18 protein-coding genes are annotated in these 19459 nt (G+C 39.1%); 4 read left to right on the top strand and 14 right to left on the bottom strand.

Translation table 11 applies throughout. The features are described from left to right. The first annotated feature begins 5 nt into the window (after nucleotides 1–5). Genes speA through CQA58_RS02050 form a run of 3 tightly spaced genes read left to right on the top strand, consistent with a single transcriptional unit; the run spans nucleotide 6 to nucleotide 3781 of the window. Nucleotides 6–1853 carry an arginine decarboxylase gene (speA, locus tag CQA58_RS02060; protein WP_115569060.1) on the top strand — a complete coding sequence of 616 codons (1848 nt, stop codon included), beginning with the start codon at nucleotides 6–8 and terminating at the stop codon, nucleotides 1851–1853. A gap of 9 nt (nucleotides 1854–1862) precedes the next feature. Further along, nucleotides 1863–2852, top strand: a complete 990-nt coding sequence (locus CQA58_RS02055; protein ID WP_115569059.1) for a glycosyltransferase family 9 protein — start codon at nucleotides 1863–1865, stop codon at nucleotides 2850–2852. Continuing rightward, entirely contained in the window at nucleotides 2843–3781 is a 939-nt protein-coding gene (locus CQA58_RS02050; protein WP_115569058.1) for a glycosyltransferase family 9 protein, read from the top strand. Before CQA58_RS02055 ends, CQA58_RS02050 begins: the two co-directional genes overlap by 10 nt. Here CQA58_RS02050 and selD read toward each other — a convergent pair. Genes selD through CQA58_RS02020 form a run of 6 tightly spaced genes read right to left on the bottom strand, consistent with a single transcriptional unit; the run spans nucleotide 3778 to nucleotide 10053 of the window. Beyond that, nucleotides 3778–4755 (bottom strand): selenide, water dikinase SelD, encoded by a 978-nt coding sequence (gene selD, locus CQA58_RS02045; protein ID WP_147288591.1) that lies wholly within the window; start codon nucleotides 4753–4755, stop codon nucleotides 3778–3780. The genes CQA58_RS02050 and selD overlap by 4 nt on opposite strands. A gap of 58 nt (nucleotides 4756–4813) precedes the next feature. Continuing rightward, nucleotides 4814–5425, bottom strand: a complete 612-nt coding sequence (gene yedF / locus CQA58_RS02040; protein ID WP_170126718.1) for a sulfurtransferase-like selenium metabolism protein YedF — start codon at nucleotides 5423–5425, stop codon at nucleotides 4814–4816. Then, nucleotides 5422–6537, bottom strand: coding sequence for a succinyl-diaminopimelate desuccinylase (gene dapE, locus CQA58_RS02035; RefSeq protein WP_115569055.1), 1116 nt, complete (start codon nucleotides 6535–6537; stop codon nucleotides 5422–5424). Before dapE ends, yedF begins: the two co-directional genes overlap by 4 nt. A gap of 2 nt (nucleotides 6538–6539) precedes the next feature. Beyond that, a complete protein-coding gene (gene cmoA, locus CQA58_RS02030) occupies nucleotides 6540–7250 on the bottom strand; it encodes a carboxy-S-adenosyl-L-methionine synthase CmoA (protein WP_115569054.1) in 711 nt (236 codons plus the stop codon). Beyond that, a complete protein-coding gene (locus CQA58_RS02025; protein WP_115569053.1) occupies nucleotides 7247–8626 on the bottom strand; it encodes an NAD(P)H-hydrate dehydratase in 1380 nt (459 codons plus the stop codon). Before CQA58_RS02025 ends, cmoA begins: the two co-directional genes overlap by 4 nt. Beyond that, nucleotides 8626–10053, bottom strand: a complete 1428-nt coding sequence (locus CQA58_RS02020; protein WP_115569052.1) for an acetyl-CoA carboxylase subunit A — start codon at nucleotides 10051–10053, stop codon at nucleotides 8626–8628. The genes CQA58_RS02025 and CQA58_RS02020 overlap by 1 nt, the downstream gene beginning before the upstream one ends. Before the next feature lie 128 nt (nucleotides 10054–10181). On the opposite strand from CQA58_RS02020, the gene CQA58_RS02015 reads away from it, so the two are divergent. Continuing rightward, nucleotides 10182–10946 (top strand): undecaprenyl-diphosphate phosphatase, encoded by a 765-nt coding sequence (locus tag CQA58_RS02015; RefSeq protein ID WP_115569051.1) that lies wholly within the window; start codon nucleotides 10182–10184, stop codon nucleotides 10944–10946. Between the two features lie 45 nt (nucleotides 10947–10991). On the opposite strand, the gene CQA58_RS02010 is transcribed toward CQA58_RS02015, so the two are convergent. The 8 genes from CQA58_RS02010 to CQA58_RS01975 form a co-directional block, all read right to left on the bottom strand. Then, nucleotides 10992–11228 carry a hypothetical protein gene (locus tag CQA58_RS02010; protein WP_115569050.1) on the bottom strand — a complete coding sequence of 79 codons (237 nt, stop codon included), beginning with the start codon at nucleotides 11226–11228 and terminating at the stop codon, nucleotides 10992–10994. A gap of 154 nt (nucleotides 11229–11382) precedes the next feature. Next, entirely contained in the window at nucleotides 11383–12480 is a 1098-nt protein-coding gene (locus tag CQA58_RS02005) for an HP0729 family protein (RefSeq protein ID WP_115569049.1), read from the bottom strand. 66 nt (nucleotides 12481–12546) lie between these two features. Next, complete coding sequence (locus tag CQA58_RS02000; RefSeq protein WP_115569048.1) at nucleotides 12547–12735, bottom strand: hypothetical protein; 189 nt, start codon at nucleotides 12733–12735, stop codon at nucleotides 12547–12549. A 63-nt stretch (nucleotides 12736–12798) separates the two neighbouring features. Further along, nucleotides 12799–13992, bottom strand: a complete 1194-nt coding sequence (locus CQA58_RS01995; protein WP_115569047.1) for a DUF445 domain-containing protein — start codon at nucleotides 13990–13992, stop codon at nucleotides 12799–12801. Between the two features lie 2 nt (nucleotides 13993–13994). Next, the gene (locus CQA58_RS01990; protein WP_115569046.1) at nucleotides 13995–15017 is read right to left on the bottom strand and encodes a patatin-like phospholipase family protein; all 1023 of its coding nucleotides are present in this window, start codon (nucleotides 15015–15017) and stop codon (nucleotides 13995–13997) included. 3 nt (nucleotides 15018–15020) lie between these two features. Further along, nucleotides 15021–18152 carry an ATP-binding protein gene (locus CQA58_RS01985; RefSeq protein WP_115569045.1) on the bottom strand — a complete coding sequence of 1044 codons (3132 nt, stop codon included), beginning with the start codon at nucleotides 18150–18152 and terminating at the stop codon, nucleotides 15021–15023. Further along, nucleotides 18152–18658, bottom strand: a complete 507-nt coding sequence (locus tag CQA58_RS01980) for a hypothetical protein (RefSeq protein ID WP_115569044.1) — start codon at nucleotides 18656–18658, stop codon at nucleotides 18152–18154. Before CQA58_RS01980 ends, CQA58_RS01985 begins: the two co-directional genes overlap by 1 nt. 88 nt (nucleotides 18659–18746) lie before the next feature. Beyond that, nucleotides 18747–19454 (bottom strand): hypothetical protein, encoded by a 708-nt coding sequence (locus CQA58_RS01975; RefSeq protein ID WP_115569043.1) that lies wholly within the window; start codon nucleotides 19452–19454, stop codon nucleotides 18747–18749. Nucleotides 19455–19459 lie beyond the last annotated feature (5 nt).

Below are 19459 nucleotides of genomic sequence, written 5' to 3'. Positions count from 1 at the left end.
GTTTTATGGTTGATTATGGGATAAATTTTTGGTCAAATCAAGATTTTGTGATTGAAGATGGGGTGGTTAAGATTGGAGATAAGACAAAACCAGCCTTGATAGACATTGTCAAAGATATACGAGAGCAGGGCTATCGAGGACCATTACTCCTGCGTTTCCCCCACCTGATTAAAAACCAAATTGATAAGATTTTTAGCTGTTTTGAACGCTCTATTTCTGAGTATAAATACAAAGGGGCTTTTAAAGCTGTCTTCCCTCTCAAAGTCAATCAGATGCCAAACTTTGTGCTTCCTTTGGTAGAGCTTAGCAGTGATCGATGCTATGGACTAGAGGCAGGAAGTAAGGCTGAGCTAATCCTAGCAATGGCTTATACCAACAAAAACTCTCCAATCACGGTTAATGGATTCAAAGACAAAGAGATGATTTCTCTAGGCTTTGTGGCAGCCAATATGGGGCATGAGATTACACTAACGATTGAGGGATTAAATGAGCTAGAAAGTATCATAGAAATCGCTCAAGAGTTTAGCCCACCCTACCCCAATATCGGACTTAGAATCCGTCTTCATAGCAGTGGAATAGGCGTGTGGGCAAAGAGTGGGGGGATAAACTCCAAGTTTGGACTAAATAGCACCGAGCTTTTAGAGGCTATCTCTTTGCTAGAGAAAAACAACCTTATTGAGCGTTTTACGATGATTCACTTCCATATCGGAAGCCAAATCAGTGATATTTCCCCACTCAAAAAGGCTCTAAGAGAAGCAGGAAATATCTATGCAGAGTTACGCAAAATGGGGGCAAAAAATCTCACTTGTGTCAATATCGGTGGAGGTTTGGCAGTAGAATACACCCAACACGCAGGGATAAACAATCGCAACTATACTCTAAGCGAGTTTAGTGGAGATGTGGTATTTTCCCTCAGAGAAATAGCCAAAAACAAAAAAGAGCCTGAACCTGATATCTATATCGAATCAGGTCGCTATGTGGCAGCCTCTCACGCAGTGCTTATCGCTCCTGTGCTTGAGCTATTCTCTCAAGAATACGATGAGAAAGCCCTAAGACTCAAAGAAAAAAACCCCCCACTCATTGAAGAGCTCAATGATCTTTATCAAAGTATCAATGAAAAAAATGCGATTGAATACTTGCACGATAGCCTAGATCATATGGAATCTTTGCTAACGCTTTTTGATTTGGGTTATATTGATTTGCAAGATAGAAGCAATACTGAAGTTTTGGTGCATTTGGTGATAAAAAAAGTCATCAAACTCCTCAAGCACAAAAACCACAATGACATTATCCGAATCCAAGAGCAAGTCCAAGAGCGATATTTGCTCAATTGCTCCTTTTTCCAAAGTCTGCCTGATTATTGGGGACTAGGGCAAAACTTCCCTGTAATGCCACTTGATAGGCTCAACAAACGCCCTACAAGAAGTGCAAGTCTATGGGATATTACTTGTGATAGCGATGGAGAGATTGCTTTTGATAGTGAGAAACCTCTATTTTTGCACGACGTTGATGTAACCAAAGAAGATTATTTCTTAGGCTTTTTCTTAGTGGGAGCATATCAAGAGGTGCTAGGAATGAAGCACAATCTTTTCACCCACCCCACAGAATTTAGCGTCGTGCTTGATGATGATCTCAACAAAGGCTATGAGATTACCAATATTTTGGAGGCTCAAACGATTTTAGATGTTCTTGATGATATTGACTATGATACTAAAGAGATTGAGAGGAGATTGAAGCTTAGGATTGAGGAAAACACAGCTCTAAGTGATGAAGACAAAAAAGATATTTTGGGGCGATTGTATGTAATGCTAAGTGAAAATGTCTATCTCAAAACTATCACCCCCACAGAGTAAGGAGTGGGAGTGAAAGTCGGATTCTATCGCAATGCACTCATAGGCGACAATCTCGTTGCCCTCCCTGCAATTTACTCTATCAAAGCCCTCTATCCCACTTGCAAACTTGTGGTTTATACTAACGATATCGGAATGGAGCTTTATAAAGATTTTGATTTTATTGATGAGCTTTTTGACTTGAGCGTAAATGACTTTGAAGCGACTTTGAAGCATATCAACTCTTGGGAGTTTGATGAATTTATCCTCACTCAACCTATCAAAAACCCTTGCAATCTTTTGGGAAAAAGCAATGCCAAAAGAGTGATTAGTCTGCTTAGTCCAAGAAACTTCTATCGCTTAAAATTTCACAATATTTTCATCTCTAGAAACTTTGATCCCACCCCTCAATATCAGCGACTTTTAAGGCTTGTGAGAGAAATCAATCCTAAAGTTTTTGATGAGAAATTCTCTCACATCGATTTCTCTCCTATCACGCTTAAACCTTATGAAAATCATTTTGAGTTTGCCAAAAAGTTTTTAGATGAGTGCAATGCCAAGAGTTATCAATACAAAGTGATGATCAACCCCTACTCTCGCACCTGCTCCCATTCTCTCACGCCCAAAGGGTGGCTAAAGCTCATTGACACTCTAGCTAGGAGTTATCCCAATGTGCTTTTTATCATTCCCACCTATGAGGGCAATCCCCAGAGCTTTGACTTCCCCAAGCTAGAAAATCTCAAACTCTTTTATAACACGCTTGATCTCTTCAATCTCATTGCCCTCACAAGTCAAATCAATCTCCTCATCTCCCCTAGCACAGGGAACGCTCACATTGCAAATAATCTCAAAATCCCTTTGATTGGAATCTTTAGCAAAAGAGACACAATGCTTTGGAGAGGGGAGAATATGGAGTTAGCCAACCTCATCATCGTGCCAAAAGAGAGAAAAAAGCTTAAAGAGAGTGATGAGGAACTAATCATTAAGCAAGTTTTAGAGAGGTTTGAGAAGTTTTGCAAATAGGGTTTTATATCGATTCTAAAATCGGCGATAGTGTCGTCGCACTCCCTGCAATCTATGGGATAAAGACACTTTATCCAAAGTGCAAACTCTATATTTTCTGCAATCCTATTACTCAAAACCTCTACTCTCCATTTGAGTGGATTGATGAGATTATTTTGATTGATGAAAATCTCATTCCTACTCTAAACTCACTGCATTTAGATTTTCTCTTCTCTAGCAACTCTGATAAAAATACAATCACCTATCTCAAAACTTCCAATGCCAAAAAGCTTGTAACTTATCTCAAACCCTACAATCTCTTTGATTTTAGAGTGAAAACCCTCTTTGCCAATCTTATCACCAAACCTCAAAGTATCAAAAAAACTTTGATTGACTTAGTGTGGCTCATTCGCCCAAAAGGTGCTAGACAAAAGCCCTCAATCTCCACTCCCAAGCTCCAAACTTTCCCCAAAAATACACAAACTATCACCTCTTTCCTCTCAAATCTTCAAATCAAAGGAAAAAAAATCATTATGATTAACCCCTTTGGCTATGCTGCTAAAGTCAATCTAGCTTTGAGTGAATACGCCACCCTTACCCAAAAGCTCATAGAAGATTTTTTCATCATCATTCCTACATTTGGCTCTAAAGATGAGGAAGTAAGAGGTGTCTTCCCTCAAGAGCTTCTCACTCATCAAAATTTCTGCATTTTTCACAATGATGATGATTTGCTCAATCTTGTAGAACTCACCTCAAAAGTCAATCTTCTCATCTCTCCTAGCACAGGGAATATCCATATCGCTGATAATTTAGGAATCCCTAGCATTGGAATTTTCAGCTTCAAAGATACGATTTTGTGGGGTGGGGAGAATATGAGCTATGTGCTTTTAAGCCAAGATAGAGAAAAAACTATCAATAAAATCATTGCTTTGACACACTCTCTAGCCTAAAAGATATAAATCTCTTTTTCTCTCCTACTCACAAACTCCCCAATGATTGCACTTCTTGTATATCCCACTCCTTTAAGCGATTCTACAAGTTTGGGAGCTTCAGCCTTTGGCAAGGCAAGGAGCAATCCCCCTGAAGTTTGAGCGTCAAAGAGAGCAATGCTATAAGGTGAAGTGGTTGATAGCTCAACGCTAGGGAGCAAATAACTTTGGTTTTGTTTGCTTCCATTGGGGATAAAGCCTTGATTGATTAGACTTGGAACACACTCAAACAGAGGGATATTCTCCATCACTAGCTCCACACTTTTATCTCCTGAAGTCATCTCAAGCAAGTGTCCGATAAGTCCAAATCCTGTAACATCGGTACAAGCGTGGATTTCAAACTCTTTGGCACAAAGAGAAGCGTTTTGATTGAGAGCAATCATACTCTCTATCCCCTCTAGTTCTTTACTGAAGCTGAGTTGATTGTTTTTGAGAGCTGTGGCTAATATCCCTGTCCCCAAAGCCTTTGTCAATACCAAAGCATCGCCCTCTTTTGCAGTGCAATTTTTCCAAATCTTGTTTGGACTTGCCACCCCACTCACGCTTAGTCCATATTTTTGCTCCAAGTCCCCTACACTATGCCCTCCAAGAAGTGAAACTTTTGCCTCACTCACTCTCTCAGCCCCACCTCTTAAAATCTCTTTTATCATCTCTTTGCTGATATGGGCTTGATCCCACATTAGCACATTCATCGCTGTCTTTGCCACTCCCCCCATCGCAAAAATATCACTAAGTGCATTTGAAGCAGCAATCTGCCCATAGATATAAGGATCATCAACAATTGGCGTGATAAAATCCACACTCTCAATCAAAGCTATCTCATCACTTAAGCGATACACCCCTGCATCATCGCTTTTTTGGTAATCCACGATTACATTTTCATCTTGGTAAGTTTGTATGCCTTCCATCATTTGTCTTAGGTCTTCCAGACCCACTTTGGCAGCTCAACCTACACAACGCACAAAAGGTGTCATCTTTTGCATATTTCCCTCCTTATAGGCTAATCACAGAGCTTGAGAGCAACCTATCCATAATCTCTTGAGCATTGGAAATCTTGCCTACTGCCACACTCTCTTTCACCCTCAAAGCCTCCAAACAAGTGCGACAAAGCAAGAGCTTTACTCCCTTTTGCTCTAGGTTTTGTAAATCTTTGAGGATATTGGCATTTCTACGACTATCAGCACAGAGTAAAACTCCACGATTAAGGAAGATAATTTCTTTGGGGAGTTTGTGGCTTAGAGTGAGTTGAGAGAGGAATCCATCAGCAAGTTTTTTGCCTAGTTCTCCCTCTCCGATTCGATCATCTCTGAAAAGCAAAATTTTGTCTTCAAACTCTATGGGTTTCTCCTCTAGTGCCTCAATTTTTATCTCCTCTTTGCCTTTGACAAGGATAGCAAACTGCTCTCCATTGCCTGAAGTCTCAAAGATATAACCACTATTGATCAAAAAATTCTCCACACTCTCTAAAGCCAATTCACTATCTCCCAAAATCTCAATCTTGCTTACAGAGATTTTCTGCTCTCTGAGTTGCTCCAAGACTGATTTGACTTTGTTTAGAGGATCTTGACACACACTTTGAGTAATATCAATTCTTGCTTCTTTCACTTGCTCTCCTTTGCAAAAGATAAAATAAAATTTTTGAAAATTTTTGCTAAATCTTGTAAATCCTCGACACTAACATTCTCATTTTTGGCGTGAATCCTATCATTTAGCACTCCAAGTTCAGCCACAGGGATTCCATATTGGGCGAAAAACCTTGCATCACTTGTCCCCCCTGTGCTTCCTAGAGCTGGGGTGTAGCCCTTAACTGCTTGGATACTTGAGATAAGGGTTTGCACTAGAGAGTTTGAGCTTGAAGTCATAAAAGGAAGGGAGCTAACATTAAGCTCTAGGCTATGAGGGATTTGAGATAGCACCTTTTCTAAATACTCCTCTATATCTTTGGCATTTGTGAGGGTAGAGTTTCGCACATTAAACATTATCTTTAGCTCACTTGGAGTTACATTGCAAACTTCCATTCCCCCACGAATATCAGTAATCACAATCTTGCTAGGCTCAAAAAACTCATCTCCACTATCTAGCTCCACTCCTGCTATCTCTCCTAGCTTTGCTCCCAAAATCTCCACAGGATTTTTACATTTGCTTGGATATGCCACATGTCCTTGCTCTCCAAAGATTTTTAAAACCCCATTGATAGAGCCTCTTCTGCCTATCTTTATCATATCTGCGATTTTCTCTTCACTTGTAGGCTCTGCCACAATCACAAAATGAGGCAAGAGATTTGCCCTCTCTAGCTCTTCTAAAACATAGCGACTTCCATCTTTGCCCTCCCCCTCTTCATCGCTTGTAAGCAAGACTGAGAGTGTAAGCTCTTGGGGAGTAACCTCACGCAATGCACTCAAAAATGCCGACACTCCCCCCTTCATATCTTGAGCCCCTCTGCCATAAAGATAGCCTTCTTTTAGCGTTGGCACAAATGGATCACTCTCCCACCCCTCCCCTGCTGGGACGACATCGATATGTCCTGCAAAGCATAAATGCCTAGCATTGGGATTAGGACTTCTGCAGAGCAAAAAGAGATTTTTTGTCTCCCCTCTATCAAATCTCATGACTTCAAAGTTAGGCAAAAGAGAGCAAATATATTCATAGATTCCACACTCTTTGGGGGTGATTGTGGGATAAGTGATGAGTTTTTGTAAAATCTCTAAAGCACCCATTTTTATTTCCTTGCAATCAGTAGGGCGAAATTCACCCATTTGAAAAGAATTTCCACACTTTTAAATCCTGCGTTTTTGAGCATTGAGAAATTTTCTTCTTGAGTGTAGGGAACTAGCACATTCTCTAGTGCTTCTCGCTTTTGGTTAATCTCAATTTGAGAGTAGCCTTGAGTGGCTTTGTATTGATGATATCTCTCAATCATCAAGCGATCTAGCACCTTATCTGAGCTTACCATTTTCTCACTCATCAAAAAGATTCCATTCTCTCTCAAACTTTGATAAATCTTGCTTATCATCCTCTCCCTCATCAAAGGACGCACAAACTGCATCGTCCAACTTGCAATCATCACTTCACTTGGCAAAAACTCATATTCCAAAAAATCTTGGTGTAAAAACTTGATATTGCACGCCTCATAAGCCCTAGCCTTTAGCCTTGCTCTCTCAATCATTGCAAGAGAAGAATCAAGTCCGATTAGCTCGGTGTGAGAGGGAATTGATTTGTAAAGCTCAAAAAGCACATTTCCTGTCGAACTCCCCAAATCATACACCCTCCCCCCATTGCTTAAAGAGAGAGAGGCAAAGTGAGCGATAAGAGAGATTTGCTCCCTATAAAAGGGAACTGAGCGATCAATCATATCATCAAAGACACTCACCACGCTTTCATCAAACTCAAATTGCTTCTCTAACTTGTCTTTGAAAATTTCATCTCTCATAGATATTTCACTGCCTCGATTAAATCCATAGGATTAAGCCCATAGGAAGTTTTGATTTTTTGAGAAGCTAGGGCGTGAGCTAGAATGGCATTGGTACTTGCTTTTAGCCTATCCTCTCCTTGAGCTAGAAGTGAGCCTATCATTCCTGCTAGAATATCTCCACTTCCCCCTTTTGCAAGGTTATTGCTCCCAAGTGTGCAAATATAGAGTTTGCTTCCTTTGGCTATGAGGGTATTAGCCCCCTTTAGCACTACCACCACTTCAGGATAAAGAGAGCAAAACTCAAGCAATAGCTCATCTCTTTTAGCCTTGACTTCCTCCACGCTCAAATCTGCAATGCCACAGATTCTAAGAAGTGAGGCAAATTCTTTGATATGAGGGGTAAGGACTAGCTCTGAGTTTTGGGCTAAAAAGTCTTTGAGGGCTTGAGAGTAAAATACATCAGCATCTAACACACAAGTTTTGGAGTGGAGTTTGCTAAACTCTCTCTCTCCCACAACCCCTGCACCCATACCAAAGAGCACCACACTAGAGCCAATCTCTTCACTTCTCATCACTTCATAAGGCAAAACCTCTCTCCCCCCTACTATACTCACTTTCCCCACACCAAAAGCAATGGAGCTAAGGGCTGAAAGCACACTTGCTCCTCCTTTGCTTCCCTCATTTTCAGTGGTTAGGATATTGAGAGTTCCATACTCTCCTTTGTGTGTGTCTTGTTTGCTTCGATAAGGGAGTGAGAGGTCTTTGGCTTCTAAGAGCTTGATATTTGAGGGGATTTCATAGTTTTCTTTTGAGATTCCTAGGGGAGCTGTGAGGATTTCTCCCACATAGTCCTTTGCCCACTCACTAAATAAATCAAGCTTCAAAGCCCCCATACATAGGGTGTAGTCTGCCCTAAAAGCCACGCCTTTAAAGAATCTCCCCACTCCACTAGGCATATCACACGCAATTTTTTTTCTTCCACTTTGATTCATTGCTTCAATGAGCTCTCTAGTCTGTGGGCTTATCTCCCCTCTAAACCCACTGCCAAAAAGACAATCAATCAAAACATCGCATTTATAAATCTTTCTGACAAACTCCACGCCTGCACTTTTGCACCTAAGATATTCTTGTTTGGCTAGTGGGGTTTTTGGCTCATCTGCCATATAGACTTTGAGAAGATAATCAGAGCTTATTTTTCTAGCTAGGGCTAATCCATCAGCTCCGTTATTTCCCCCACCACAGATAATATAAACTAGACTTTTTTTGTGAGTGATTTTGCTTAATAGCTCTTTGAGGGCGATTGAGGCGTTTTCGCACAAAATCTCCTCACTCAAAAAATATCGCTCTATGGCTCGTTTATCTAGCACTCCTGTTTCTTTGTAAATATTTTGCATTATTTTCCTTCTGCTGATTTTAGGGCTAAGATTGCTGAGATGATTGCCACCTCATCGACTTCATCTTTTTGCTCTTGAGGGATAAGATGAGGGAGGTTTGTGGGGATATAAGAGGTATCAAAAAAGCCTTTTTTAAATATTGAATCATCACAAATCTTTTGCAAAAATGGAATGGTGGTTTTCACTCCTCTAATTGTAAATTCACTCAACGCTCTTGAGAGCTTCCTCACTGCTAGATCATAGCTTGTAGCTCTGACAATGAGTTTGGCTACCATTGAGTCATAAAAAGATGGGATTTCATAATCTTTGTAAATACAGCTATCCACTCGTACAGAAGGACCAAGAGCGGGATAATAAGTGGTGATTTTGCCCGGATTTGGAGCAAAGTCAGAGCTTGTGTCTTCAGCGTTGATTCTAGCCTCAATGGCATAGCCTTGAAAGACAATGTCTTTTTGCTCTAGCTCTAGGATTTCTCCCCCTGCGATTCGGATTTGTCGCACGACAAGATCAAGCCCTGTGATCTCTTCAGTAATGCCGTGCTCAACTTGAATGCGGGTATTCATCTCCATAAAATAAAACTGATTATACTCATCAAGCAAAAACTCCACCGTTCCTGCATTGACATAATCCACTGCCTTTGCTGCTGCGATTGCTACTGCTCCCATTTTCTTACGCAATCCCTCATCAATGCTTGGAGATGGAGCGATTTCGATAAGCTTTTGGTGGCGTCTTTGGATAGAGCAATCCCTCTCCCCTAGATGAATGACATTGCCATAGCTATCAGCTAGGATTTGAAACTCAATATGGCGTGGGTTTGTAATACATTTTTCCATAAACACATCATCATTCCCAAAAAACGCTTTTGCCTCTCTTTTGCACGCCTCAAAGCTCTCACTCAAATCCTCTTCTCTCTCCACCACCCTAATGCCCTTTCCTCCCCCACCTGCACTTGCTTTGAAAATCACAGGATAGCCCATAACTTTGGCAATCTCAGCTATCTCTTGAAGTGTTTTATCATTGAGTGGATCAGTTCCAGGGACGATGGGGATACCATTTTGCTTCATCAAGGCTCTTGCGACATTTTTATCCCCCATATTGGCAATAACTTTATCATTTGGACCAATCCACACAATCCCACTCTCTTGCACTTTGCGTGCAAAGTTGGCATTCTCTGAGAGGAATCCATACCCTGGGTGGATCGCCTCTGCTCCACTCTCTTTGGCAATCTTGATAATCAAATCAATATCCAAATACCCACCGATTGGATCATCACTGAGCTTGTAGGCATAATCTGCCATTTTTACATGCAAAGACTTGCTATCTGCTTGAGAGTAAATCGCAATACTCTCAATCCCCAAATCCTTACACGCACGAATGATTCTTACCGCAATTTCCCCACGATTGGCAATCAAGATTTTTCTAAACATTTTGGCTTCCTTAGATTTGAGAAAAGTTTGCATTATTCTACTTAAGAATCTCAAGGGCGATGAGTAAAAATAGGAGAAAAAATCAAGGTTTTGGTAGAATCCACCCCATTTATCTTGCAAGGAAAATTATGGGAATCATTGAAGCGATTATTTTGGGAATCATTGAGGGGATTACTGAGTTTTTGCCTATCTCCTCCACGGGGCATATGATTTTGGGCTCTAAGATTATGAGGCTAGAGCAAACTGACTTTCTCAAGACTTTTGAGGTGGCTATCCAGCTTGGCTCGATTTTGGCTGTGGTGTGTATGTTTTACAAAAAGCTCACTTGCTCCCTTGATATATGGGTGAAGCTTATTGTGGGATTTATCCCCACAGGGATTTTGGGGCTAACGCTCTATAAGATGATAAAGGGGCTTTTCTCTCCCAATGTAGTGGCGTATATGCTGATTGTGGGAGGGGTGGTGTTTTTGCTGATTGAGAGGTTTTATAAAGAAAGCTCTCATAGGATTGAGAGTGTGGAGCAAGTGGGGTATAAACAAGCCTTTTTGATTGGGCTTTTTCAGTCTTTGGCAATGATTCCTGGCACTTCTAGAAGTGGCTCGACGATTGTTGGGGGGCTAATGCTAGGGCTTTCAAGGAAATGTGCGGCTGAATTTAGCTTTTTGCTTGCAATCCCCACAATGTTTTCTGCCACACTTTATGATGTGTATAAAAACTATCAAGTGTTAGATCTTGCAAATATTCAAGCTCTTTTAGTGGGGGCATTTGTAGCGTTTGTAGTCTCACTTGTAGTCATCAAAGTCTTTTTGAGGTTTATCTCTTCTATTGGGTATGGGGTGTTTGGAATCTATCGGATTGTTTTGGGGGTGGTGTTTTTGGTGTGGGTGTTGTGAGGGAGTTCTTCACCCTACACAACCTCCTCAAGCAAAGGCATTGTCTTATTGCAATCCCCTACTTTCAAGCTCTGTATAAAAAGCTCTTTTTGCATAAGAATTGTCAATATCTGTCGCATACTCATATGCTTGTTGTATCTCCCAATTCTCACAATCTTTCAAAAAACCTCTTTTGTGCATAGAGAGCATAAAATCTATATAGGTTTTTTTAACAGATTCTATGCTTTTCTTCATTTCATACTCAGCATAACCTTCTGTAATCAATGTCCAAAGTGATGCCATTTTTACTCCTTTTGTTTTGATTTTTGATATTTAATCCAAGAGTTGCGACAGGTTGTGTCGTTTTTAAAACATAGGTTTTATAGTGAAGGGTTGCAAGGGATTTTTCTATTGTTTATCTCTTCCCTCAAGTGCTAGGCGTTTATTGAGAAAATACCTAATTATTCCCCATATTTATTTTATTGATCTCTAAACGTTTTCTAAGAAAATCAAAAATAACCTGATTTTCACCAATACCCAAAATTGCATTTCTCATTTTTTCTATTTCATTCAAGGATATTTTTCCTTGATGTGCCGCACGATTTCTAACTCTTTGAATTATCGTGATATTATCAACTATATTTTTTGAAGCCCATTTAAGCTGATTATCCCTAATTGTCTTTGCAATAATCGAATTAGCTAACAAAACCTTATAAGCCCCCAAACCTGGATAAACTTTTTTAAAATCCGAAACTTTAGTTTTTTGACCATATGCCAAAAAAATCACATTGGACACCCTTTCTTCTTTGCGCATCAATAAAGATAGGAAGAAACTAAAGAACCAATACGCCTCCATTTCAAGTGCTTTTCCATACCGCATTGCAACTCCAGTAAAATCATAAAGTTTATCTTCTTTATTTTTCTCAAACTCCATTTCAGCAAAGACTAAATTTTCCAAGCTCTCAGGATGAAGTCGATACCCCAAATCTCCAAAAACATAAGAAATCAAATTGTTTTTGATAGAGAGAAACTCATCAGATTTATAAATATTGGGATAAAAAAGCTCGTTGGAAGTAAAATAGTTTATCTCATTTTTCATCTCCACTTTAAGGGGATATTGATAAGAATTGCCATAAATTGCATAAGTGTGATTGCCATAATCTGGGGTTGTGAAATTTGCAAGGAATAGATCTCTAATTTTCTCAAAATCCTTATGCACTAGCTCAATCATATCAGCTATCACAAACCAAGCTTCCACTTCTAGGCTCTTTTCTTGATAATAGCTTGGAGCAAGAGTGGGATCAATCTCTGCACTCACGCTCACAACTTTGGCTACAAAAAGAGAGGAATAATCTGTGAGAAATAGCTGAAGTGGAGAGGTAGAAGAAACACTTGAGAGAGAGTCCCAATCTAGCTCTTTTGGGGTTGAGAGAGAGGTGAGCTTGGATTTGATTTTGCCAAATCCTACTGCCCCTCTGTCTTTGAGAATGGCAATGTGAGAATCAATCACATCTTTTTGATAGTAGGGGTTGAAGAGAATGAGGAGATTTTGCATAATTTTTCCTTTGAGTATTTTGATTGACATTTTATCGCAATGAAATACCCAAAGTGAGGTTTTAATCTACTTGAAAATATTTAAAACCATATCCACCACCTCTTTGGGAGATGGAGTGGGATTAAAACTGACATCTTTGACTTCTAGCTCAAGTTTACATTTTTTGCAACATCTTGGAAATTTCAAACACCCCTCTGTGTGGCTCTCTCTTCTACCACACTTGGGACACTCATATCTTACTCTTCTTGGAAACATATCTTCTCCTTCTTTTTGGATTTTTGATATTAAACCCAAAGGAGATGACAGGTTGTGTCGCTCTTAAGAGATTAGAGCAAAAAATCTCTCAATCCCATAAATCACCCCACCGATGATTCCACCCACTAGCATTCCATTGATTCGAATAAATTGCAAGTCTTTTCCCACTTCAAGCTCTAGCTTTTGGCTAATCTCTTGGCTATCCCAAGACTTGATTGTGTTTTCAATAAATCTTGCAATCTCATCACTATAATCTCCTACAATATTGACAATCTTATTTTTTATCCATCGCTCTGTGGCAACGAGTTTGCGAGTATCATTGCAGAAGTTTTGGAGTGAGCGTTTGAGCATGTCAGCAATTGTAGTAGAGATGATTTTATTCTCTTGAATATGCTCTAAAACTGCTGTAAGAATTTTGGCACTCGTCTCGGAACTCAGTGCTCCTTTGATCTTGGCATTAACAGAGTTGATAGTGCTTTCATCGTGGAGAAGCTTGTGGATATAGTCTTGCAAAGCAAGTTTGAGTTGATTGAGTTCTTTTGCACTAGGGTTTTTGAGCTTGTCAATATACTCTTCAATCCCATTGATGACTTTATCATCATAACTTGTGAGAAAGCTTATACCTTTGTTTATCCAAGAATCTCCCACCAACTCTTCCCTTAGCTTGCTCTTTAGTCCTTGAAACTTCTCATCAATAATCTCTACAAGCTCTTTGACAATCTCATCATAAGAAGCACTATTTTGGATAGAGTGCAACCCCTCTCCGATGAGCTTGGAGAAATTGACTTGCTCTAAAAATCTTAGATTTTTCTCCTCATCTTTGATTTTCTCACATAAAGTGGGGATTTTGCTCTCTAGGGCTTGGGTGAGGGCGTGGAGAGAAAATGAGGTGCTTTTGCCCTCGATAAAGCTCTCGATGATTTTTTTGAGACTGAGTTTTTCTAGGAAAGTGGATTTGCGTAAATTCTCTTTGCTGAAAAACTCAAGCTTGATAAATTGTCCCAAGTTTTTGGCTATCTCATCTTTGCTCTTGGGGATAATAGCAGTGTGAGGGATAGGAAGCCCTAGAGGGTGTCTAAAAAGTGCCACCACTGCAAACCAATCTGCAATCCCTCCTACAAGTGCCGCTTCACTCACAGCCCTAAGCCAATGACAATCTAGCACAAAAGAAAGATAGAGAAACCCACCTGCTACAAAGAGCAGAGAGGTTGTGAAGAGTTTCATTTTTTGAAGTGCCTGTTGTTTATTTTGATTCATTTTTACTCCTTAGTATTGTTTTTTTGTATTAGGGCGACTAACCCTTGTATCGCTGTTTTTACTATGGTTTCTTTGACCTCTTGTGTTTTATTTACACCTAGTTTTTCAATAGTTTTGCCCTCTCTGAAAGCTTTTAAAACTTTTTTGCTATCTTGATATCCTCTTTTCATCCAAAAATCAATCTTCTCTTGATTGAATCTTAGTGGATCCAATGCACTTGTAAAAGTATCTTTTCGTGGGGTTACTTCTATAATTTTTGTATTTTCAAACTCACCATACTGCTCTACAAATGAAACCTTATCATCTAAATGACATACAAAAATAAGATTGCATTTTTCCTGCTGAATGAGTGGCAAAACAGGAGCGTTTGCTGAAGAATCGTAATTTACACCAAGACAGCCATCTCGATACATTTTTCCATCAATCTCTTGAGCGTCAAACAAAAAAGGAAGAGCCGCTGAGGCCAAAATACACTTATAAATATTTTCATCTTTTATTTCTTGAACTTTTAGATAATGAGTTTTGACTTTTGTGAGATTCAAAAATCTATTTAAATCCATTAGGTGCAAAACATCTTCTAGTGTGTCATTTGCTTCACTCATTGAAATATAAAAGGGTAAGCCCTTTTTTATCCCTTGTATTGATGTGTTTTTTTGCAATATTTCCAAAACAGGATTTGTCTGAAAAATCCCCTTATTTTTTGGAGATAGGGCAGTAGAAGAGAGTGAGCCACCATTTTTGACAAGAAGTAGCAAATCTGTTAGGTGCAATGCACTATCAAGCTTATCAATTTTTAGAGGACTTTCTTTTTTGAGCCGATTCCAAACTTTTTTTAGTATCTTGTAAGTATCTTGAGTGCTTTTCAAAGATGCATACAAACACCCATTGAGTGCCCCGATGCTTGTCCCAGCAATCACATCAGGCTCTATCCCAAACTCACTCAAAGCCCTAATAAAACCCACTTCATACGCCCCCTTAGCTCCACCCCCAGCAAGGACAACTCCAATTTTTTGCTTTTTTCTCATTATCTAAAATAGCTCATCATTAAAATATCTCACATCAGATTCGCACAAACTATTACTAAGATATTTTGCCAAAAATTCTTTTGCATATTCTAGCTTCGTCTCACTGATCGCATTCTCCACGATAAAATACTTTGCAAGAAAATCTACACTTAACTTATCAGCAAATCTTTGAAGACTTTTTAAGAGTTTGGGGGCGATTTTTTGCTTTGCTTCCCAGTGTTTTTTTATCTCTCTCATTAGCCCACCTCTTCTCTGCAAATCAAGCAAGATAGCAATCTCTTCCACCCCCACGCTCTCTAGCCAAGAAGAGCCTACAATCACGCCACTTTTATAACAATCAGCATAGAATTTATAAACATTTTTTTGCAACTCCTCTTCGGTAATGACAAGATCTGAGGTGGTGTTGGAAGTTTGGGAGATTTTTGTGGCAATCGCCTTGTTGAAACCTCCTGAAAACACAATCGCCACACCTGCATCAAGTTTGCTTAAAAACTCTTTTTGTTCTTCTTCAAGTGCCATTGTATTTGCGATTGCTTGTTTGTCATCTTCTGCAAAAAGTCGATGAACGATTTTGGTATTTGTGTTTTTTAGCACTTCAGGAGTGAGTTTGTTGGGGATTTGATCTGCTATCATCAAACATTCCCCATATTTTCTTATCTCAGCAAGCATATCTGCAAAAACCTCAACCCCTTGTTTTTTGTTGGGGCTATCACCTGCTTGAAATTTACTGAGCAATCGATGAGCTTCTTCAATAAGAATAATATGTCTTACTCCACTCTTTTGAGTGCTTGAGAGGAAATTTGCCTTGATTGCTTCTATCACATTGCTTAGCACAAATCCCATCACAAGAGATTTCTCACTTCCATTGCGAATCTCTTCTATCTCCAAAACTACGCGTTGATTAAGCAATTTTCTAAAATCAATCGATCTTTTGGTATTGAGCATAAAACCTTTTGAGCCTACAAGTAAGCCATTCAATCTCGCTTTGATTGAGCCAATATAGTCATTTTTTAATCGCTCATCAAATCCCTGCTCTTTCACAACCACTTCAACTTTTTTTACTAAATCCTCTAAAGTGGGAAAAGAATAAACTCCATCATCAAAGGCATTTTCTCCATAAATCTCGTTTTGATTGGTTGCGATATTCCACCCATAATCTTTGTAAATCTCATAGATTGCACTCTCAATAATTTGAGGGATAGCTGCTTCCATATCAAAAGATGATTCTATACTTGCTTTGATCATATCCACTCTTGAAGTTATACTTTCATGAGGAAAGAACTCAAAGGGGTTGAGCCTAAATGGGGCTGTGGTATCTTTGCCAAGCGTGAAAATTAGTAAATCTTCATATCTTTCTTTGAGGATTCGATACTCTGTTTTTGCAGGTTCAATCACCAAAAAGGGGAGATTGGATTGGATAAGGATATTTTGGCAAGTCGTAGTTTTCCCACTCCCTGTAACACCTGTGATGAAAATGTGTTTATCAAGATTGGAGTATGCAAGATTGACATTTCTGCTAGTGATATTTCCGCTTTGCATAAGTTTGCCAAGTGTGAGTCCCTCATCTTCGCTAACCTGTGGAAAATTCAAACCAAATTCCACCTCTTCCCTCAACTCCAATCCCACCACATCCTTTTTGGGCAATCCTGCAATCAAACTAAGTTCTTTGGAGCTCATCCAATTACCCAAAAACTCATCGCATTGAGAATAAAGAATCTCGCTAGATTGGTTTTTTGTTTTTTGATCAAATCTTGGAAGTTGAAGATTTTTTATCATTTCAATCTGTTTTATATCCTTGAGCAAAAAAGCCCTCAAAGGAACTTTATTGCCAATATCTCCACTAAAAAGAGAGATAACTGTATTCTCAAGTTTTTTAAGCACAGCCTCAGAATCTGAGAAGCAAAACATACCCCCCACAAACATTCCCTTACCCTTTCCATAATCTACTCTTGGAAGTAAAATTTCATCAATATATTTGACCCAGTCTTGAATTTCTTTGTTTGAAAATTCCTTTGTCATAGATTCAGAAGTAGAGCTCCCCGTACTTTCCCCCTGTGTTTGAGCCTGACTTGTGCCTTCTGTTTTGCTTTTGCTACTCCCATTTGTTTCCGTTTTGCTTTTTCCGATACTCTTGGATTGATTGGTTGTCGTTGAATCTGTTTGAGATGTAGTTTCTGTCCTAGAATTACTTTGAGTTTTTCCTGCACTTGTTGTGGTGCTAGAGTTGGTTCCATTGCTTGTACTGTTGCTTGAAGATTTGTCTTTGCTATAAGTGCTCCCACTTGATTCAGTAGTTCCTTCTGAAGTACTTACTGAAGTATTGAAATTTTTGCCCTGTGTTGTTGACTCGCCACTATTTGCAGTTTCTGATTTTGCTTGAGAGTGTGTGGTTTGAGATGAGTGTGATCTGCTCTCTCCGTGCGTTTGGCTTTCATTACCCCCCTCACTTTTACTTGTGTTGGTGCCATTGGTTGTGCTTGTATTAGTTGTATTTGTAACACTTGTATTTGAACCTGTATTTGTAGATTGTGTTTCTTGCTTGCTACACTTGGCTTGAGGAGAGAATGCATTGTAAAGCTCGAAAATGCCTCTTTCGATCTTTTCTAATTGTTCATCATTAAGCAAAGAAGCAATGATCATAAAACCAAAATGAGACCCACTCATCACATCAACTAATCTATCGCTTCCTTGAAAATCATCTTCTTTTTTTAAGACCCCCGGAACTCCCTCAATCATGCTAGAACATTTGAAGTTAAGTTGATTTAAGATTTTGCGTTTTTCCTCCCCTCTAATCAATCGAACTTGAGAACCTCTAAAGTTCCCTTTGATACTGGGTTTTAAAATAAACTCCCCTATCTCATTGATACTCAATTCTGACTTTGAAGCATTAAGATCTCTTGAAACACCATAATAAAAGTTTGTTCCATTTTCGTCTCCTATAATAAGATAAATAAAGTTGATTCCCTCAATCCTCAAAGAACTCAAAACATTTTCTAAAGCCTCTCTTTTGGGAGCTTCTTCTTCATAAGTAATGCTTTCTACTTGATATAGAACAATATCTTGAACATCAATCTGTTTTTCTTGTTTTATTAAAAGTTTTTTGTGATTGAGATATTTTTGTCCTAAAGCTTCCATTATCCTCTCCTTCGCTCTCTTTCTCTTCTTTTGTTTTCAAAATACCACCAAGCTGGGGATTTCCCTTCATCGTCCTTGCAGATGACTTCTTTTTGTTTTGAAGGCTGTTGAATGAACTCACTCCACACGATATTGCTATAAAGTTGCAGTGAAGATTTTTTTGAATCTTTAAGCAGTTTTCCACGACTATCAACCACCTTAGCATCAATACCAAGATCTCTTAGTAGATTTAAAACTTCTCTTTGATTCCAAAAGTCAGATTGTAACTCTGCAGAGAAAAATTCACCATTATGCAAAATCTCATCTTGTTTATCCCAAACAAAGCAAAGATCCAACACATCATCTTTGACATAATCCATCTCCTGCTTCCACCATTCCCAAAAATTCTCATCAACGCAAATGAGCCTCTCCCCTTCTTTTTTGACTTCTTCCATTTGATGTTCAATCTTAAAAAGACGAAGTTTTGAATCCACTAGCACAAAAGCCATTCTAATCACTCTTTGCATTTTTCTTCCTTGTCTAGCTTTTTGTTTTGATTATTTTTTGCTAAAGCATAATTTTTAGCATATTTCCCCCTCCCTCCCCCTTGTTGGACTACTGCTTAATCAATTCATTGAAACGCTTATCAATTTCCAAATCACTCAAAGATGGGTTGCTCTCTTTTAATCCACCAATGATGACAGAAGAAACTTCACTCTTTTTATTGTCTTTCACTTCTTCTCCCTTGAGATAATTGGAAACATTATCGAGTTGCACTTCAGCCTGACTGGCTTTTTGGATAATGGATCCTACCTCTTTGGGCTCAAGCTTCCCATCATGCACTTTTTTTCCCATCTCTCCCCAAAACTCTGCACTTGGTTTCATTCCATATTTTTCACCAAGTCCTTCACTTAGCAATGCCACACCCATCATTTTTTCAGAAAACAATTCAATCCCCTCTGATTGTCCAAGCTTGACATTGCCCTTTTTTATCTCCTCACGCAAGTAGTCAATATAGTCATTGATACTATCAAAATCTTCTGGTTTTTTCTCAGCCTGCTTCATTGCAGCTCCCAAATCTTCTACTTTTTCATCTTTTGGAGAATCCATCAAAAGCTCTGCAACTGCTTTAACCAAACCAATAATAGCATCAACGATTGTGGGCTTCACAGGAAGCTCTAAGATTTTTTGAGCCAAAGTCCCAATCCCACTTGCTATCGCTCCCCCAATGCTTGAACATGCACTGCCAATAGCTGAGCACACACTTTTTACCCCACTAACTATACTTGATCCTATACTACAAATTGTGTCAAAAAGTCCCATATACT

The sequence above is a fragment of the Helicobacter brantae genome (genome assembly GCF_003364205.1).
GTDB classification, from domain to species: Bacteria; Campylobacterota; Campylobacteria; order Campylobacterales; family Helicobacteraceae; genus Helicobacter_G; species Helicobacter_G brantae.
This window is presented reverse-complemented; position numbering and strand designations above follow the sequence as displayed.

Excerpts from the sequence above, each read along its gene's own strand:
- speA (WP_115569060.1), top strand. The coding sequence starts at position 6 with ATGGTTGATTATGGGATAAATTTTTGGTCAAATCAAGATTTTGTGATT.
- dapE (WP_115569055.1), bottom strand. The coding sequence starts at position 6,537 with ATGGGTGCTTTAGAGATTTTACAAAAACTCATCACTTATCCCACAATC.
- cmoA (WP_115569054.1), bottom strand. The coding sequence starts at position 7,250 with ATGAGAGATGAAATTTTCAAAGACAAGTTAGAGAAGCAATTTGAGTTT.
- CQA58_RS02025 (WP_115569053.1), bottom strand. The coding sequence starts at position 8,626 with ATGCAAAATATTTACAAAGAAACAGGAGTGCTAGATAAACGAGCCATA.
- CQA58_RS02020 (WP_115569052.1), bottom strand. The coding sequence starts at position 10,053 with ATGTTTAGAAAAATCTTGATTGCCAATCGTGGGGAAATTGCGGTAAGA.
- CQA58_RS02015 (WP_115569051.1), top strand. The coding sequence starts at position 10,182 with ATGGGAATCATTGAAGCGATTATTTTGGGAATCATTGAGGGGATTACT.
- CQA58_RS02010 (WP_115569050.1), bottom strand. The coding sequence starts at position 11,228 with ATGGCATCACTTTGGACATTGATTACAGAAGGTTATGCTGAGTATGAA.
- CQA58_RS02005 (WP_115569049.1), bottom strand. The coding sequence starts at position 12,480 with ATGCAAAATCTCCTCATTCTCTTCAACCCCTACTATCAAAAAGATGTG.
- CQA58_RS02000 (WP_115569048.1), bottom strand. The coding sequence starts at position 12,735 with ATGTTTCCAAGAAGAGTAAGATATGAGTGTCCCAAGTGTGGTAGAAGA.
- CQA58_RS01995 (WP_115569047.1), bottom strand. The coding sequence starts at position 13,992 with ATGAATCAAAATAAACAACAGGCACTTCAAAAAATGAAACTCTTCACA.
- CQA58_RS01990 (WP_115569046.1), bottom strand. The coding sequence starts at position 15,017 with ATGAGAAAAAAGCAAAAAATTGGAGTTGTCCTTGCTGGGGGTGGAGCT.
- CQA58_RS01985 (WP_115569045.1), bottom strand. The coding sequence starts at position 18,152 with ATGGAAGCTTTAGGACAAAAATATCTCAATCACAAAAAACTTTTAATA.
- CQA58_RS01980 (WP_115569044.1), bottom strand. The coding sequence starts at position 18,658 with ATGCAAAGAGTGATTAGAATGGCTTTTGTGCTAGTGGATTCAAAACTT.
- CQA58_RS01975 (WP_115569043.1), bottom strand. The coding sequence starts at position 19,454 with ATGGGACTTTTTGACACAATTTGTAGTATAGGATCAAGTATAGTTAGT.